This is a genomic window from Aquipuribacter hungaricus, assembly GCF_037860755.1.
Taxonomy (GTDB): Bacteria; Actinomycetota; Actinomycetes; order Actinomycetales; family JBBAYJ01; genus Aquipuribacter; species Aquipuribacter hungaricus.
Window position 1 is genome coordinate 1 of the sequence record NZ_JBBEOI010000460.1, and the last position, 975, is coordinate 975.

At 80.6% G+C, this 975-nt stretch carries 1 protein-coding gene; it reads left to right on the top strand.

Annotation, left to right across the window (positions count from 1 at the left end; genetic code table 11):
• Positions 1 to 975, top strand: a 975-nt coding sequence (locus tag WCS02_RS20605; protein WP_340296182.1) for a bifunctional ADP-dependent NAD(P)H-hydrate dehydratase/NAD(P)H-hydrate epimerase, incomplete at both ends; no start/stop codon positions are given.

Consider the following 975-nt stretch of genomic DNA (forward strand, 5'->3'; position numbering starts at 1 on the left):
CTACCTGGCCCGTCGCGCCGAGCTGGGGGAGGTGGCGGAGACCGCCGGCACGAGCGCCGGCGGGATGCCCGTGCGCGTCAAGTGCCTGCACGTCCTCGTCGACGGCCCGCGGCCGCCCTCGGTGGTGGCCTGCGACCTGCCGAGCGGCCTCGACCCCGCGGACGGGCGCGCCCGGGGACCGGTCCTGCGCGCCGACGTCACCGTCACCTTCGGCGTCGCCAAGCCGGGCCTGCTCCTGCCGGAGGCCGGCGGGCTGGTCGGCGAGCTCGTCGTCGTGCCCCTGGGGCTCGAGCCGCACCTGCCCTCCGGACCGGCGCTGTCCCGGCTGCGGGTGGGTGCCGACCCGGAGCGGGTCGCGGACGCCGTGGCGGCGCTGTGGCCCTGGGCCCGGCGCGACGCCGACAAGTACTCCCGCGGCGTGCTCGGCGTCGCCGCGGGGGAGCCCGCCTATCCCGGCGCGGCCGTGATGGTCGCGCGGGCCGCCGCAGGCGCGGGCGCCGGGATGGTCCGCCTCGTCCCGCCCGACGGCGCGCCGGGCCTCGCGGAGCTCGTGCTGCAGGCCGTGCCGGAGGTCGTCGTCCAGCAGCTGGCCGAGGTGGGCCGCGTGCAGGCCTGGGTGACCGGCCCCGGCACGAGCGGGCCCGAGGACCCGCGGGTGCAGCACGTGCTGACCGTCGCGGACGAGCCCGCCGTCGTCGACGCCGGCGCCCTCACCGGCCTGGCCCGCGCGCTGGCGGACGGCACGCTCGTGCGGCCCGAGCGCCTGCTGCTCACCCCGCACGCGGGGGAGCTCGACCGCCTGCTGGGCGCGCTCGACGAGCCGCCGTCGTCGGGGACCGGCCGCTGGCAGGCCGCGCGCACGGTCGCGGCCCGGACCGGCGCGACCGTGCTGCTCAAGGGCCCGGCCACCCTCGTCGTCGACCCCGGCGGCCGGACGGTCGTCGTCCCCGGCGGCCCGCCGTCGCTGGGCACGGC